The sequence below is a fragment of the Roseomonas aerilata DSM 19363 genome, assembly GCF_000711725.1.
Lineage (GTDB): Bacteria > Pseudomonadota > Alphaproteobacteria > Acetobacterales > Acetobacteraceae > Roseomonas > Roseomonas aerilata.
In genome coordinates, this window is sequence record NZ_JONP01000040.1 from 12,956 (window position 1) to 29,371 (window position 16,416).

Sequence of the window (16,416 nt, forward strand, 5' to 3'; positions counted from 1 at the left end):
AGGCGTGAGCCGCCCAGCATCCGGACCACCTGCGTCCGGACCACCCGCGGCCAACCGTCGCCCCCGTCCCGATCCTCCCGCCAACGGCGAAGTCCCCTTGAGGAAGGGGCTCAGAACCGTGCCCGCGAGGCTGACACCTCGCCGGGCATGCGCAGGCTCAGGGGCGGGGCACCTGACGCCCCTCCCCGCCGCGTGGCCGGGCCGTCAGCACCGCCAGGGGAATAGCAAGTAGCAACCCCATCAGCGCCGGCAGGGACACGAGCGCCGCGAAGCCGCCGGCCAGGCCAAAGCCGCCGAGCATTATGAACCCCGCGGCAGTGTGCCAGCCGAAGCGGCGCGCTGCAGCGCCCCAGGTGACCTCCCGCGCGACCCGTGGCTGCACCGTCCAGCCGGCGAAGCGGCCGCGCGCCAGTTGCAGCAGGGTCAGCGATCGCTCCATGGCCTCGAGCGTGTCGAGCATCAGTCCGAGCAGCGTCTCCTGCACCATGCCTCGCAGGAGCGCCGCGCGCCGGAAGCGGCCCGGACGCAGCAGCGCCTCGCCGTAGCCGGCCAGCTTCGGCAGGTTCGACACGACAAGGCCGAGCAGCAGAAGGAGCAGGAGCGCGCCGCGAGAGGTGCTTTCGCCGCCCCCAGTCGCAGCGTTCAGCGCGGCCAGTGGCAGCAAGGCGAAGCGCAGCGGCGCCAGCGCGTAGTGCATGATCGCCTCAAGCATCTGGAACCGGCCCAGCCTGCCGAAGTCGCTCCGGAGCAGCAGGTGGCGGTACTGCAGGTTCCCCGCGGCCCAGCGCAGGTCCCGGGCGAAGAGCGCCGGCAGGTCCGGCGGGTGGCGCTCCCACGACCCGATATTCTCCGGCAGCACCCGAACCCCCCAGCCACCAGCATGCAGCCGCGCCGCCTCGGCATAGTCATGGCTGAGGATGCGGGTGCCGTTCGGCAGGGCCGGGAGGCGTGCGTCGCGGCGGAACGCGGCGATGCGGATGAGCGCGTTGTGCCCCCAGTAGAGCTGCGCCGGTCCCTGCCACCAGGCCTGGCCGGTCACCCAGACCGCCACGCCGTGTCGCAGCCCGAGGCCGAACAACCGCGCGAACCGCGTCTCCGCGCCGCGGCCGGCAATCGCCGTCTGCAGGATCGCCAGGCCCCCGTCGGTCTGCATGGCGCAGACGAGCCGCGCGACGGTTTTCGACGACATTGTTGAATCCGCGTCGAGCACCAGGGCATGGTCGAAGCCGGCGGCGTGGTGGTCGAGGAACTCCATCAGGTTCCCGGCCTTGAAGCCCGCGTTGTCGCACCGCCGCCGGTAGCGCACCGCGCCGGCCGGGAACTGCGCGGCCAGCGCGGCGACCGCCTGCGCTTCCGCCTCCGCCGCGCGGCCGGGCGGCGTATCGGACAGAACCCCGAGGACGAAGCGGTCTCCATGCCGCGCCCTCAATTCCCGCAGCAGGCGGCCAGAGGGGGGCAGGACCGCGTCCATGTCCTCCAGGCGCACGCAAAGGGCGAGCAGCGTCCGGTCGTGCACCACGGCGCCGGTTCGTCGCAGCGCCGGGAAAACGAAGGCCGAGGGATCGCGCACGCAGAGCCGGATGGCGAGGCCGGCGAGGCCCGTCGCCGCGGTGAGGCCGAGCCAGGGGGCGTTCGCGGCGAGGCTGGCCATCATCAACCCTTCCCACACCGTCCAGCCGCCCGCGGCCAGAACGTTCCAGCCGAGCGCGGCGAGCACGAGAGCGATCCCCGCGGCCAGGGCGGCAATAACCGCCCGGCGCCCGCCGAACCGCTCGGCCGGGAGGGAGGCTGTCGCGACCGGACGTTCGATCCAGCGGGCCCCCGTAACCTGGCCCTTGTCCGCGGAGGGAGCGTCGATCGTCGCGTTCCGTTCTATCAAAGCCCGTCCTGCCATACCCCGCGGTGGCTGCAAGCTTAGGGGCCCGCGCCGCACCACAAGCCACCGTTACGTCACGAATGTGTTTGCCTGCGCCGCCCGGGGGCACGGTGCAACCCTGGCCTCGTTGAACATATGATGTGCTTAGCGATGGGGGGGCAATGGGCATGCCGGCAGACGGGCGCGTCAGGGCGGGTCCGCCGGACCTTGGTCGGCCCTATGATACCGTAAGCCGCGCCTTCCATTGGCTGGTCGTCGCCCTGGTGCTGCTCCAGGTCGCGCTGGCGTTCGTGCTGCCTTCCCTCTTACCCAAGTCTGCCGAGGACAGCATCACGGCCTGGCATCTCGCCACCGGGTCGACCATTCTCCTTGTGATGCTGCTACGCCTGGGCTGGCGGCTGGCGCACCCGATGCCGCCGGCGCCGAACGATCTGCCGGCCGCGCTGCGCCTGCTCGCGCGCGGAACGCATTGGGCCTTCTACCTCGTGCTTATCTTGCTGCCCCTGCTCGGCTGGATGGCCGCGAACGCGTATGGCGCGACGCCGCGGCTGCTCGGCTTGATTCCCCTGCCCCGGCTGCTCGCCCCCGACCAGGCGACGGCGGAGACCATCGGCGGCGTGCACAAGACCGTGGCGATCGTTCTGCTGGCGCTCATCGCGCTGCACGTCTCGGGCGCACTCTACCACGCGCTCGTCAAGCGGGACGGGGTGATCCGGCGCATGCTGCCGGGATAGGATCAGCCGCCCTTCCCGGTGGCGGCTCCCAGGACGGCGCAGCGCCAGGCCTCCACACCGGGGAGGACTCCTCCTCCCGGAGGAGGCACCGATCGACAGGGCATAGCGATCCGGTGCGGGCGCCAGCGAGAGGGCCAGCGACGCCGCGTCGCCCGCCCCGTTCCCGGCGAACAGCGGCTGCGCCGCGAAATACGGGCGGCGATCCGCTGCTCGTGACGCTGATCGGCACAGGTGTCAGCAGCACCCGTCCCGCGACTGACGGAATCCAGCAACAGCCCGGACCGCCTCCTCCGCCCGATGCCGCGGCTTGCCGATGGCGGGCCGGAAGCCGAGCTGGATAACAGCATTCACCGTCTCGATCCGGACGGCCTCGAGGTCGAAGGCCTGCATGGGGCGGCTGGGCGGGCCGGCCTCGAGGGTCAGCCGACGGTCGGCCCGCAGGCCCACCCGCGCGGCCCGGGGGAAGGCATCCCCTCCTCATGGCGCAGCTCGCCGAGGGTCTGCACCGAGTCGTGGCCGCGCTGCCGGCTCTCCTTGGGGCGGCTGTGGCGGCGCCCTCCGCGCTGCTCCACGGCGCGGGGATACAAACTGCTGACCATCGCGCGGGGCACCCTGGCGCTCGCAGTCTTCGGGTCGGCCGGCTACGGGCCACGAACAGAACCGCCGGCGGGCACGCTCATCGCGTTGCCCCTCCTCGCGCCGCTCTCACCTCGGCCGGCGCCATCGCGGTCGGAACGCGCTTCTTGGCATCGGTTGCCCGTCCGGGTTCACGGTGAGCGACGGGTCCGCGCTCTCGCCAGCCCAATCAGACCGACCGCGACCATGCGGGGACAACGATCATCACTTCCAGCAAACAGGATCGCTGTAGAGCAGCAGGAAGAGCGAGGACAACGCGTGCAGGGCGACCAGCCCGGCAAAGGCGCAGAAGAGTAGCTGCAATATCGCCTGGAACCCGGTTGAGAAGAGGCCGGCAGCGGTGCTGAGCCCGATGACAATCCACATCGTGATTTTCAGGGCGTCATGGATCGCCTGGAGCCCCATCACGGATGGTAATGGGAGCATCTCGTTGGCCGAGCCGTTTGGCGAGGCAACCGGCTCCCGATCGTTGGGTGCGACTGGCCGGAAGGTTATGGCTCTCAACGGTATCTCCGGCAGAATTGATCTAAATTGCGTCTCCTCTATTTTTTGAGACGATGCGCGGGCCAGGGCAACCATAATCCGCGTTAAGTAAGTTCAACTTTCCAGCGCCAATCTCCTGTCCTCCAACGGATTGGCGCGGCGGGCCGCAAACCCGATGTTCGGTCCTCTGCAGCCTTTCAGGACGGGGTAGTCTGCCGTTGCCGGAGGAACCAGCGACTGTCCGGGCCGCCGTGTCGAGCGGGACGCTCAGTGTCGGCCGATGCTGGTCCTTGAAGGCTCTAGGCCGCCTTGTGGGTCCGCTCGCAACGAATTTCGTCGGCCTGGCTTCGACAGCCTCAGGGCTGGTCCGCTAGTCCCGGCCGATCCGACCCGTTGAACCACTGACCGTGGCTGACGGCTCGCTTGGTCAGTTCCGCAACCGGGGCCCTCAAAATCAATAACGGGTACTCGCTATCTTGTGATTACCCTGTTCAACAAGTGGAAGGACGGATATCATCAACCTATAGGGGCAACAGACGGGTTTCATTCGCGCGTGGACGACTCAATTAGCCGCCTTCTGCGCGCATGCGGCCTGCAAGGCTTTGTCTATCATAAATATTTGCCCATTCGCATCGAAGAGCCCGTCGCTCCAGCGAATGAACCATCCCTGGCCGCTGTCGCAGAAGCCGGCGCAGGCCCTCCGCCTGTCGTGACCGTTGCGCCCGAAGCAGCGTCTCCCCAATCCGAGCCGGATGTCCCCGTCGCTGTGGAGGTTGCCCCTCCTGCTCCCTCCCCGAAGCGGCACATCACTCCCTCGCTCGTCATGCCCTTCGTCGCTCCGACAACGGAACTTTCGCCGGATCTGGGAGGCGCGTGCGTCCCCCAAACCGTGCCAGGTCGGCGATTCGCCTTGCTCGATGAAATTGCCGCGGACATCGCTCTTCCTCGCTCCCCCGCGCTGGAGCGTCACGCTTCCCCGCCACGGGCCGCCGCCGCAAAGCCACCGACCTCCCCACCGCGCCTGCGCCGGCGGATCCGGCCGGCGGGAGAAACCTGATGCCGCTCGTCGCCTTTGTCTCGCCGAAGGGCGGCGTCGGCAAGACAACGCTCGCCGCCAACGTGGCAGCCCTCCTTGCCGCCCGCGGCCGTGACGTTCTCGCGCTTGACCTCGATCCGCAGAATGCCTTGCGGCTGCATCTGGGCCGCTCCCTCCGGGAGGAGGACGGCTTCCTCTCGGGCCTCAGCCGGGGAGCGGCGTGGCACACGGCCTTGCGCCCGACTTCCTACGGGATCTCCCTCCTCCCGTTCGGCGCCGTGGAGCCGCGGCAGGCGATGGAACTCGGGCGCCTGTTGACCGACCGCCCGGAGGCGTTATCCGGTCCGGTGCGCGAGATGCTGGCCGACGCTCGGCGCATCATCGTGGTGGATACCCCGCCGGGACCGTCGCCCGCGCTTTCGGCCCTCCTGCCGCTGCTCGACCTGCCCGTGGTCGTGCTCCTGGCCGATGGCGGCAGTGCCTCGCTCATTCCCCGCATTGCTGACGGCAGCTTCCTTGGCCGGGGAACCATGGCCACACGGGTGGCGGGGCAGGCCGTGCTGGCGCTGAACCAGGTTGAAGTGGATCAGCCTCTCTCCTCGGCGGTGCTCGACATGGCCAGGACATCCATGGGCTCCCGTCTGCTCGGCGTGATCGGCCGCGACCTGGCCGTTGCCGAGGGACTCGCCGACCGCCGCCTTCCGGTCGAGATGCACGGCACCCGCGCGGCCGAAGACCTCGCCTTGCTCGCCGAGGCGCTGCTCGGGCGGCTCGGCCCGCCGGCCCTCCCGCCGCATCACTCCCTTCTTCAGGATTGGGCAGGGCGCCAATGACCGCCATGCGTATGACCGCGACAACCGGACGCCTTCCCATTGTGGGGCGGGCCATGCGGACCGCCAGCATCCTGCTGGGCCTCCTCGCCGCACTGTTCGTCATCACGGTGCCGCTGAGCGGGGAGCAGCAGGCGGTGCTCACCCTCGTGGGGATCGCCGCCTTCCTGCTGGTCGGCCGGTCGAAGTCCCGCCGCGCCACCGTTCTCCTCGTCATGCTCTCCTTCGCGATCACCTCCCGCTACCTTTGGTGGCGCCTGACGGAGACGCTCGAATTCGAAGGCCTCCTGCAGGGCTTCCTCTCGCTCGGTCTCTTTGCGGCGGAGTGCTACGCCGCTGCCCTCCTCTTCCTTTCCTACGCCCAGCTTGTCTATCCGCTGAACCGCAAGCCCACCGCGCTGCCCCGCGATCCCGCGGAGTGGCCGAGCGTGGATGTCTACGTTCCCTCCTACAACGAGAGCCTCGAGATCGTCCGGCCGACGGTGCTCGCCTGCATGAACATGGACTGGCCACGCGACAAGCTGAACGTCTATGTCCTGGATGACGGCCGCCGCCCGGAGTTCCGCACCTTCTGCGAGGAGATCGGCTGCGGCTACATCATCCGCCCCGACAACAAGGGCGCCAAGGCCGGCAACATCAACCACGCGCTGCGCCACACGGACGGCGACTACATCGCCATTTTCGACTGCGACCACGCGCCCACCCGCGCCTTCCTGCAGATGACTGCCGGCTGGCTGGTGCGCGACGAGCGCCTGTCCCTGGTGCAGACGCCGCACTACTTCTACTCGCCCGATCCCTTCGAGCGGAATCTCGCGCGCAGACGGCCCGTCCCGAACGAGGGACTGCTCTTCTACGGTGCCATCCAGCCCGGCAACGACCTCTGGAACGCCGCCTTCTTCTGCGGCTCCTGCGCCCTCATCCGGCGCACCGCACTGATGGAGGTTGGTGGTGTTCCGCACGAGACGGTAACCGAGGACTGTCACTGCTCGCTTCGGATGCAGCAGAAGGGCTGGCACACGGCCTATATCCGCTTGCCGTTGGCCGCTGGCCTGGCGACCGAACGGCTCGCCATCCATATTGGCCAGCGCATGCGCTGGGCCCGCGGCATGATCCAGATCATGCGCCAGGAGAACACGCCCTTCGCGCCGGGCCTCACCTGGGCGCAGCGGCTCTGCTATTTCACGGCCGGCTTCTCCTTTCTTTTCGCGCTTCCGCGGATCGTGTTCCTGACCTCCCCGCTCGCCTTCCTCTTCTTCGGCCAGAACATCATCGCGGCCTCGCCGCTGGCCATTATCGCTTACGCCGGCAGCCACATGTTCCACGCCATCGGCACGGCCTCCCGCCTGAATGGAAAGAACCGCCATTCCTTCTGGTCGGAGATCTACGAAGCCTGCATGGCGGCACCGCTCATCCTCGTCACGCTCGCGACGCTATGGGACCCGCGCAAGGGCAAGTTCAACGTCACCGACAAGGGTGGCCGGCTGGAGGAGGGTTATCTCGACGTCCGTGCCGTGCTGCCGACGCTCCTTCTGCTCGGTGCCCTGCTGATCGGCGTCAGCATCGGTATCTACGGTACCCTGACGACGGAACCGGGATCGCTCGAATTCCATGCCTATCTGCTTAACACCCTCTGGACCGCGCTGTGCCTGGTCCCGGTCTCGGCCGCCGTCGCCGTGGGGCTCGAGCGCGAGCAGATGCGCGATCGCGCGCGGGTCGAGGTGAACCTGCCAGCCGAGCTGGTCCTGTCAGACGGGCGTCGTGCGGCAGCCCATTCCTCCGACATTTCCATGTCCGGCGCCCGCCTCCTGCTGGACCGTCCGCTCGGCATCGCGGACGGCGACCGCTGCACCGTCGCGTTCGACCTCGCCGGCGAAATCGTGGAGGTCCGTGCCACCCTCCTGCACTGGGAGGAGGGCGAGGCCTTCCTGCGCTTTCACATCGAGAACGTCGTCGACGAGGCCGCGATGGTGCGCGTCTTCTTCGGCCGGCCCGACGCCTGGGTGCACTGGGACCACTGGCCGAGCGACCGCCCGCTGCGCGCGCTGCGCGACGTGGTCATGGCGACCAAGGACGCCGTCTTCCGCAAATATCGCTTCAAGATGACAAAGGTCCCCAGTCGCGTGAGCAAGCCCGTGCCAGTCGATCAGATCCGCAAGTCCGACGTGGTGCGGCCGAAGTCACAGGCCGCGGCGCCGGAGACGCGGGTGAAGGAGACCACCGCGGCCGCCATCGCCCTGCTGGCCCTGCTGCTGCCAGGCGTCGCCCAGGCCCAGGCACCCGCGGCGCCGGGACCGCGCGCACCGCAAGTTCGTCCCTCCGCTGGGCAGCCGATGGCGGCACCGGCCGCCCCGCCGCTCTTCGCCTCTCCCGCCGCTCCGGAACCCTCCGCCCCGGCACCGGGCGTTGCGCCGCTGATTCAGGCCGCTCAAGCCGCCGCCGCCCCAGCGCCCGCCGGAAGCGTGCGTGAGGCGCGTTTGACCTTCCGCGATCTCGGCCTCACCGGGCCCATGCGGTTCCGCGGCACCTCGGACCTTCAGGGCGTCCTTTTCGGCCTCTCGCGTGACGAGGTGGTGACCGCCGCACGCCTGACGGTGCAAGGCGGCGCCTCGGCAGCCCTGATTCCCTCGCTCAGCCAGATCGCCGTCACCCTGAACGAGCAGTTCGTCGGCAACATCGCTCTCGACCCCGCACGCCAGGCCTTCGGCCCGCTCTCCTTCGACATCGACCCGCTGAACTTCGCGGAGGTGAACCGGCTGAACTTCCGCTTCGCCGGCCGTTACGCGCCCGAGTGCAACGACCCGCTCTCGGGCCTGCTCTACGCGAATATTTCGGATCTCTCGACGCTCCAGCTGACGATCGAGCGCCTGCCGCCGCAGCGTGACCTTGCGCGCCTGCCGGAGCCGCTCTTCGACCGTCGCGTGCTGCGCCGTGCCCTCACCCTTCCGGTCGTCATCCCGGCCGAGGCGGGAACGCAGGGCCTCCGTGCCGCCGCGATCGCCGCCTCCTGGTTCGCGGTGGCGGCGGATTACCGCGGGGCGAGCTTCCCGGTGGACCGCGGCGTTCCCGCCCAGGGTAACGCCCTGGTCATCGCCGCCGGCCCGGACGCCGTGCCTGGTCTCGCCCTGCCCCGCTTCGAGGGCCCCACCCTCGCCTTGCTCCCCAACCCGTCCGATCCTTATGGAACCCTGCTCGTGCTCGGCGGCCGGTCGGAGGCGGAAGTCGCGCAGGCCGCGCTCTCCCTCGCTGCCGGGCGCGGCGGCGTTGGCGGCGAGGTCGCCCGCGTTTCCCCGCCCAGCCTCGCGCCGCGGGCGCCCTACGATGCGCCCCGCTGGTTACCGACGGACCGCCCGGCATCGTTCGGCTCGCTGGTCGATCGCTCGGAGCTTCAGGCCTATGGCTATACCCCCGGTACGATCCGCGTGCCCGTGCGCACGGCGCCCGATCTCCTCACCTGGTCTGATCGCGGCATCCCCGCCGATATCCGCTTCCGTGCCCCGAACGGACAGGCGGTGGATGTCGCTGCCTCGCGCCTCGACGTGCTGGTTTCCGAGAACTTCCTGAAGTCGTTTCCCCTCGGCTCCGGCGAGCGGATCTGGCCGCTGAACCAGCTGACCGGATGGCTCTTCCCGGATGCGGCGGTGCGCAGCGGCCGCGCCATGGTGCCCACCTACGTCCTGTTCGGCCGGGAGGAGCTGCAGATGCGCTTCGACATGCGCCCGCTGAACCGCGGCGAGTGCACCGCCGTGCCCGGCGACATCCGCGCGGCGGTCGACCCGGACAGCACAATCGACCTCTCCCACGCCTGGCGCTACGCGCGCCTGCCTAGCCTCGGGTTCTTCGCCTCGGCCGGGTTTCCCTTCACCCGCATGGCCGACCTCTCCGGCACCGCCGCCGTCCTGCCGGAGCGGCCGAACACGCTCGAAGCCGGTGCCTTCCTCGACACGGTTGGCATGCTGGCGGTGAATGTCGGCCTTCCGGCCACAGGCCTCACCGTCGTCTTCCCGCCATCCCTGCAGACGGTCGCGGGGCAGGACCTTTTGGTAATCGGGACGCTCGGCCGCCAGCCCGCCGCCGCGACGCTCCTCCGCAACGGGCCCGTGGGCGTGCAGAACGACCGCCTGACCATCGCGGCCCCCGATGCCCTGGCCGATCTCCGGGCCCTGTTCCTCGATCGTCCCGGCGCTTCCGAGGTCACCCGCGCCTCCGCCGCCCTTTCGGAACTCGGGGAGGGCGTCTCGGTTCTCGTTGCGACCGAAAGCCCGCTGACCTCAGGCAAGTCGGTCGTGGCGCTGCTCGGCGCGACCCCGGCGGCGCTGTCGGATGCCATTGCCACGCTGCGCGATCCCGAGGCGTCGGCTCGCGTGCAGGGCGATCTTGTTGTCATCAATGGCGGCCACGCCACGGGTTACCGCACCGGCGCGACCTACGCCGTCGGCAACCCGCCCTTTTGGGTGGTGCCCTACATCTGGCTCGGCGGCAGCCCCTGGCGGGTGGCCGGCCTGATGCTCGCCGCCGCGCTGTTGCTCGGCCTTCCGTTCTACTGGCTCCTGCGCCGCCGTGCCGCCATCCGGCTGCGCGCCAGAACCCCGAAGGGGCATTGAGACGATGAGCGGAATCCGCCGAGGGTCGCTGCGGGCTGCCCTGAACGCCGGTCTGGGCGTCACCCTTCTCGCCACCTTGCCGGGCCTGGCGGCTGCCCAGCTTTCCGCCACCCCCCCGGGGGCGGTGGAGGTGCTGGTCCGCCAGGCCGAGCGCTGGCTCGCCCAGGAACGGGTGGACCTCGCCGGCCCCGCGGTGGAGCGCGCGCTGGCCGCGGCCCCGGACAGTCCCTCCGTCCTCTCGGTGGCAGCAAGGCTGGAGGTGGCGCGCGGGAACCGCGAGGCCGCCAACGCCTTCCTGGCCCGCCTCCGGGCGGCCGGTGCCACGCCCGAGCAGCGTTCCCAGGCCGAGACCGCCGTACGCAGCGCGGCCATCGACCGTACCGCGATCGGGGAGGCGCAGCGCTTGGCGCGTGAGGGGCGGGCCGATGCCGCCGCACAGCGCTACCGTCAGGCCTTCGGCGCCGGCGGACCGACGGACGCCTTCGCCCAGGAGTACTACCAAACCCTCGCCGGCACCGAGGCCGGCCGCGCCGAAGGCCAGCGCGGGCTCGCGGCCCTCGCTGCCCGCCCCGGCGCCACTGACCGCGCGCAGCTGGCCTATGCCCAGAGCCTGACCTACGCCGCCTCCACCCGCGCCGAGGGCATCCGCCGGCTGTCCGAGTTGGCCGACCGCCCGGAGGTCGCGCAGGAAGCCCGTCAATCCTGGCGTGCCGCCCTCGGCTTCTTCGGCAACAATCCCGCGGCGGTGCCGGGCATCGAGGCCTATCTCCAGCGCTTCCAGGACGATGCGGAACTCCGCCGCCGGCTGGAGGCGCTGCGCGCCGCGCCGCCTCCGGTCCCCTCCGACCCGAACGCCCCAGCCCGCCAGGCCGCCTTCGCGCGCCTTGATTCCGGCACGCCCGCCGAAGCCGCCCGCGCGTTCGAAGCCATCCTCGCCGCCAACCCTAACGACGCGGACGCGCTGGGCGGCCTCGGGGTCGTGCGCCTGCGCCAGGGCAATCAGCCGGAGGCCCGGCGCCTCCTGGAACGCGCCGTCGCCGCCGATCCCTCCCGCGCGCAGCAGTGGCAGCGGGCGTTGGACGCCGCCTCCTACTCCACCGACCTTGCGGAGGCGCAGGCACGCCTCCGCCGCAACGACCTTGAGGGCGCCGACACGGTCGCCCGCCGCGCCGCGATGCGCGAGGTGGATGATCGGTCCGACGCCGAGGTGGTGTTGGGTGAGCTGGCCCTGCGCCGCAACGACGCCGCCGGGGCCGAGGCCCGCTTCCGCGCTGCCCTTAGCCGCCGCCCGGGCTTCGGCGCGGCACAACAGGGGCTGAACGCGGCACTGCGTGCCCAAGGCCGCCCGCCTGCCTTCGCCCTGGCAGCGCCCGCCCCGGCCGCGCGCCCCACCACGGGAACGGTGAACCCGGAGGCGAATTCCTATCGTACCGAGGCAGCCCGCGTGGCCGATCCTGCCGCGGCCGCCGCCATCCTTCGCAACGCCGTCGCCGCGGCACCCGAGGATCCTTGGGCCCGCCTCGACCTCGCTCGCGCGCTCCGCCGCCAGGGCCGGGGCGCCGAGGCGCGCAGCACGGTGGAGGAGCTCGCCGCCCGCTCGGCAAGTCCTGACGCCGCCTATGCCGCCGCCCTCTTCGCCGAGGAGGACAACCGCGCTGCCGACGCCGATGCCCTCCTGTCCCGGATCGCGCCCAGTCGCCGCAGCCCGGACATGTCGCGCCTGGCCGCCCGCATCCGCGGCCAGCGCGATGTGCAGTCCGCCGCCGCCCTGCTGCCGCTGAGCCCGGTCGAGGGCCGCTCCCGCCTGCTCGCCCTTGCCGCTCGCCCGGATCCCACCGGCAGCACCGCCGTTGCGGTGATCCGGGCCTTCGGCGAGGCGAATGATCGTGTCGGCGCCGCCGAGGCCGCCCGCGTCGCCGTCGCCAACCGCGCCTCCAGCGGTGCGACCGCGCGCATCGCCATCGCGGGCGCTCTTCTCGGTGCCGGGCTCGACGCCGAGGCCACGGCCCTCGCCGCCGAGGCCGAGGCGGCGGGCGCCACCGCGGAGCAGCGGCGCGACCTCGCCCAGCTTCGAGCCGGCGTCGCCGTGCGTGCCGCCGACCGGCTGAACGAGACGGGAGCCCAGGCCGATGCGTTCGAACGCCTGCGCCCGGTTCTTGCCGACGATCCGAACAACGGCGATGCCCGCCTCGCCCTCTCCCGCCTCTATCTCGGCGCCCGTCGTCCGGAGGAGGCGCTGCGCGTGGCCGAGGCCGTGCTGGCGCGCGATCCGCGCAACCTCGATGCCCGCCGTAGCGCCATAGAGGCGGCCCTGGCCCTTGGTGACCGCCCGCGCGCCGAGGGGCTGCTTGCCGCGGCCCAGGTCAGCAGCCCGCGCGACTCACGCGTTGCGCTGCTGGAGGCCCGTGTCGCCCGTGCCGCTGGTGATGAAGGCCGCGCCCGCCGTGCGCTCGAGATGGCGGGCAGCCTTCGCAGCGCGGAACTCGGTGGCACCGCGCGCGCCAGCGCCGTTGCGGCGCCGGGAGCCATTCCGCTGGGAGGGCTGTCAAACCCCTTCCTGCGCACCGCCTCGAGCAGCGGTACCAGCTTCACCGCGGCCCAGCCCGCCGATCCCGTCCTGCGCGGCATCCAGGCCGAAGCGGATGCGCTGCGGAACGAGGCCGGCACCCTTCTCTCCGGCGCCGTCGCCGGTCGTCTCCGCTCCGGCGATCCGGGGCTCGACCGGTTGCAGGAGCTCGGCGCCACCTTCCAGGCGGAGATCTCGCCGGGCACGCTCGGCGGCCGCCTGACGGGATCGGTCCAGCCCGTCGTTATCGAGTCCGGCTCGCCCGCCGCCGACGTGCAGGCGCTGCGCCGCTTCGGCACCAATGCGCTGAACACCACCCTGGCCAGCAGCGCCGCCGACATCGCCCAGCGGCGCGATACCGGCGCCACCGGCGTCGCGCTCGCCGTCAACTACGTGCGGGCAGACTGGCTGAAGCTCGACATTGGCAGCACCCCGCTGGGTTTCCGCAACAGCAACATCGTCGGTGGCCTCGAACTGTCGCCCGCCCTGACGGATCGCCTGCGTGTCCGCGTGGCTGGCGAGCGGCGTGCGGTGACGGACAGCCTCCTCTCCTGGGCGGGCGCGGTGGACGACCGCACCGGCGCCAACATGGGGCCGGTGATGCGCACCACCGGCCGCGGCCAGATCGAGGTGCCGCTCGGCGCCGGCTACGCCTATGCTGGCGGCGGCTACTCCACCTTCGAGGGCGACAACGTCGCCAGCAACACCCGCATCGAAGCCGGCGCGGGCGTCTCCTTGCCCATCACCAAGACCGCAAGCGGCGAGCTGACCTCCGGAGTGGATCTTGTCTACTTCGGCTACGACCGGAACCTGCGTTACTTCACCCTCGGCCATGGCGGCTACTTCAGCCCGCAGCAGTACACCGCGCTGAACATCCCCGTTGATTACCGGGGCCGCGCGGGTGACGTCAGCTACCGGATCGGCGCCACCGCCGGCTACGCCTCCTACCGCGAGGACCGGGCGCCGTTCTTCCCCAACAACCCGGGCCTGCAGAGCCAGGCCGAAGCGCTGGCCGCCTCCACAGCTGGCAGCCCCGCTCCCGTCAGCGCCTTTTACCAGGGGCAGTCGCAGAGCGGCTTCGTCGGCGGGGTACGCGCGGAGGTGGATTGGGCGATCAACCCCACCCTGACGCTCGGCGGCGCCGTCCGGTACGACAAGGCAGCCAACTTCGATGAAACGCGGGTGCTTATGCGGCTGCAGAACCGCTTCTGACAGCCGCCTCGTCTGAGGCGCGCCTTGCCAAAGGCGCGCCGGCGCACGGTTGGGCGTCGACACGGCACGGGTCTGCGCTCTGCCCGCTCACCCCCTGGGCGGCACATTCAGCTTCCTGAGGCCCCTTCGGCGAGCGGGTTGATCCGTCGGTTATTCACCGCCTTCCATCTTGCGCCAGTTGCAGCCGTCTTCCCGGTAGGAGAGCCCCCATAGGGTCTGCCCGACACGATCCCAGTGGCGGATCGTCTCAGAGTCCGGTGGGAGCCGGGCCACCGCCTGCTCATGAGCGTGCTCCACAAGCGCCATCGTCAGGTCGCCCGCCCGGGTCGTGGACTGGATCTCGACAGAGCCGGTGTCGTTGAGACGTGTGCTGGTCGCGCTCGAGTGCCCGTCTCGGCACGGAGACTCCGGCGGGTGCGACGATGGGGTTATTGTTCAGGTAGCAGAGACGATCGGGCCTGGGCTCGTGGAATTGCCAGAAGCCCGCCGCAGCCACCATGGATTGGCTGGGAAGGTCGAAGAACAGGGGCTACGGCTTTCGGGTTGTCGTTGCCGTAGAGGATGGGCCAGTCCCCCACCGTCATCTCGTCGTCGGCATCGACGCAAAGGCCACCGTGCACGGAAAGGTAGCACAGGCGGAAGTAGTCGCTGCGCATAGCGCAGGTGGTAGCACCACCGGAAGGCGTCCATGTGTCGTGGGCTGCAGGTTTCCCGATGTGGGCCGCGGCCGTCGCATCATTGAACGTTGGATTTCGCAGCCGACCGCCCGCAGCCGCACCGTTGCCTTCGGGTGGCTTCTGTCGTGTTCTGAGAGATGGGAAACCCTGGCTGCGCCCCTCCTCCCTTCCGACAAGCTGAACCAGTACAGCAAGTTGGCCGGGGCCACACAAGGAACGTGCCGTGGACGCGAGCCATCTTCCGCTTGGCGGTGCTTTGGGGGCCTTCCTGCTGGGCTTTCCCGCGCTCTTCTCCATCGTGAACCCGATCGGCGGGGCGCTGATCTTCAGCCAGGTTCTGGCGGACCGCACGCATGAGGAACGAGCCCTGCTGGCGCGCCGGGTGGGCGTCTACTCGCTGATCGTGCTGCTCGTCTCGCTGGGGGTGGGCGGCTACGTGCTGAACTTCTTCGGGATTACCCTCGGCGCGCTGCGCGTGGCCGGTGGCCTCGTTGTGGCGAGCCGGGCCTGGGTCCTCCTGACCGCCCCCGAGGTTCACGAAGCGCGCAAGGAGGAGCAGGCGGCCCCCGCGAGCGACCTCGAGGACGCGGCCTTCTTTCCCCTCACCATGCCCTTCACAACGGGACCCGGTACCATTTCCGTCGCGATCGCCCTCGCTTCCACCCGGCCGGCCAGCGGGCTCGGCACCGGCGCCTTCTTCGTCGGCCTGGCACTCGCGGCCGCCCTCGTCTCCCTGACCGTCTGGATCGCCTACGGCGCGGCGGACCGACTGATCGCCCTCATGGGCCGGACCGGCGCGCGCGCGGTCACGCGGCTGGCGGCCTTCCTGCTCCTCTGCGTTGGCGTGCAGATCCTCAGCAACGGCGTGATCGACCTCCTTGGGCCGCTGTTCAGGGAAGGAGTGGCTCCCTGATCGATGGCCCACGCAGCCCGAGGGACCGACGGGCCCACCGGCTGCCCGCAGCGGCGGTCGTGATGGTCCACACGGATCGTGACGAGGGCGCCCGGCAAGCGGCGCCTCAATGAAGGCCGGTGCTTCTGGCGACCGACGTCGCTCATGCCTCGGTTGCCAAGACGGTGGCGAACCGACAGTGACGTGCCCCCGTAGAAGCAGTCCGCCGGTTATGTGGTCCGGCAGCTATTTTGAGGAGGCTGGGGATGTGGACCCGAGAGACCTGTAAGCGGATGGCCGAGCTTGCCAGCAAGACCAAGCGCAACCCGTCTGACCTGACGAATGAGGAGTGGGCACGGATCGAGCCGCTACTTGGCCCGGAGCGCCGGAGGCTGGCGAATGCTGCCGGTTTACTTCGGGCCATGGCGGACGGTGTACTGGTAGTTCCGGCGCTTTGTCCGCCGCCTGCTGTCCCGGACCAACCACGACGTGGCTCTGATGCTGGACTGCGAAGCGGCATGGCGAGAGGCGAGCCCCACGAGCGGACTGCTAGAGCACTTCAGGCTTGCATGGACTCGCGGGTTCTGATTCGACGCTGCTGATGAAGCAGCGAGGCTGGTGATGACGGCACCCCTGTCGCAGGACTTGCGCAAGCGCCTGGTCCGGGCCGTCGAGGAGGGCGCCTCGGCACGCGAGGCGGCGGCTCGGTTCGCGGTCAGTGCCTCGGCGGCGATCAAGCTGGTCCGGCGGGTGCGCCAGACCGGCAGCACGGCTCCTGCCAAGATCGGCGGCTACCGCAAGCCGCTGCTGGCTGGGCAGGAGGCGTTCCTGCGGGAGCTGACGGCCAGCCGGAAGGGGATCACCTTGGTCGAG

The 16,416-nt window shown here is 70.4% G+C and carries 8 protein-coding genes and 2 pseudogenes; 7 read left to right on the forward strand and 3 right to left on the reverse strand.

Going from position 1 to position 16,416, the window contains the following annotated elements; genetic code table 11:
- Positions 1-157: 157 nt before the first annotated feature.
- Entirely contained in the window at positions 158-1,879 is a 1,722-nt protein-coding gene (mdoH, locus tag BO39_RS24855) for a glucans biosynthesis glucosyltransferase MdoH (protein ID WP_052402594.1), read from the reverse strand.
- 164 nt (positions 1,880-2,043) lie between these two features.
- Between mdoH and BO39_RS24860 the strand changes: the two genes are divergently transcribed.
- Complete coding sequence (locus BO39_RS24860) at positions 2,044-2,610, forward strand: cytochrome b (RefSeq protein WP_052402596.1); 567 nt, start codon at positions 2,044-2,046, stop codon at positions 2,608-2,610.
- A gap of 234 nt (positions 2,611-2,844) precedes the next feature.
- On the opposite strand, the gene BO39_RS24865 is transcribed toward BO39_RS24860, so the two are convergent.
- Together BO39_RS24865 and BO39_RS33005 are read right to left on the reverse strand one after the other, a co-directional pair.
- On the reverse strand, positions 2,845-3,057 hold the full coding sequence (locus tag BO39_RS24865; protein WP_043838753.1) for a hypothetical protein: 213 nt from the start codon (positions 3,055-3,057) through the stop codon (positions 2,845-2,847).
- Positions 3,058-3,450: 393 nt separating this feature from the next.
- A complete protein-coding gene (locus BO39_RS33005) occupies positions 3,451-3,825 on the reverse strand; it encodes a hypothetical protein (protein WP_156963902.1) in 375 nt (124 codons plus the stop codon).
- A gap of 960 nt (positions 3,826-4,785) precedes the next feature.
- Here BO39_RS33005 and BO39_RS24880 point away from each other — a divergent pair.
- From BO39_RS24880 to BO39_RS24900, 6 genes and pseudogenes are all read left to right on the forward strand, one after another.
- Complete coding sequence (locus BO39_RS24880; protein WP_043838759.1) at positions 4,786-5,598, forward strand: cellulose synthase operon protein YhjQ/BcsQ; 813 nt, start codon at positions 4,786-4,788, stop codon at positions 5,596-5,598.
- Between the two features lie 11 nt (positions 5,599-5,609).
- On the forward strand, positions 5,610-10,196 hold the full coding sequence (gene bcsA / locus BO39_RS24885; protein ID WP_169742828.1) for a UDP-forming cellulose synthase catalytic subunit: 4,587 nt from the start codon (positions 5,610-5,612) through the stop codon (positions 10,194-10,196).
- Between the two features lie 4 nt (positions 10,197-10,200).
- The gene (locus BO39_RS24890) at positions 10,201-13,974 is read left to right on the forward strand and encodes a cellulose synthase subunit BcsC-related outer membrane protein (protein ID WP_043838761.1); all 3,774 of its coding nucleotides are present in this window, start codon (positions 10,201-10,203) and stop codon (positions 13,972-13,974) included.
- A gap of 900 nt (positions 13,975-14,874) precedes the next feature.
- A complete protein-coding gene (locus BO39_RS24895; RefSeq protein ID WP_043838764.1) occupies positions 14,875-15,564 on the forward strand; it encodes a MarC family protein in 690 nt (229 codons plus the stop codon).
- 245 nt (positions 15,565-15,809) lie between these two features.
- Positions 15,810-16,128 (forward strand): annotated as a pseudogene (locus tag BO39_RS34600) (transposase); the annotation flags it as partial.
- 36 nt (positions 16,129-16,164) lie between these two features.
- Positions 16,165-16,416: pseudogene (locus BO39_RS24900) on the forward strand (hypothetical protein); the annotation flags it as partial.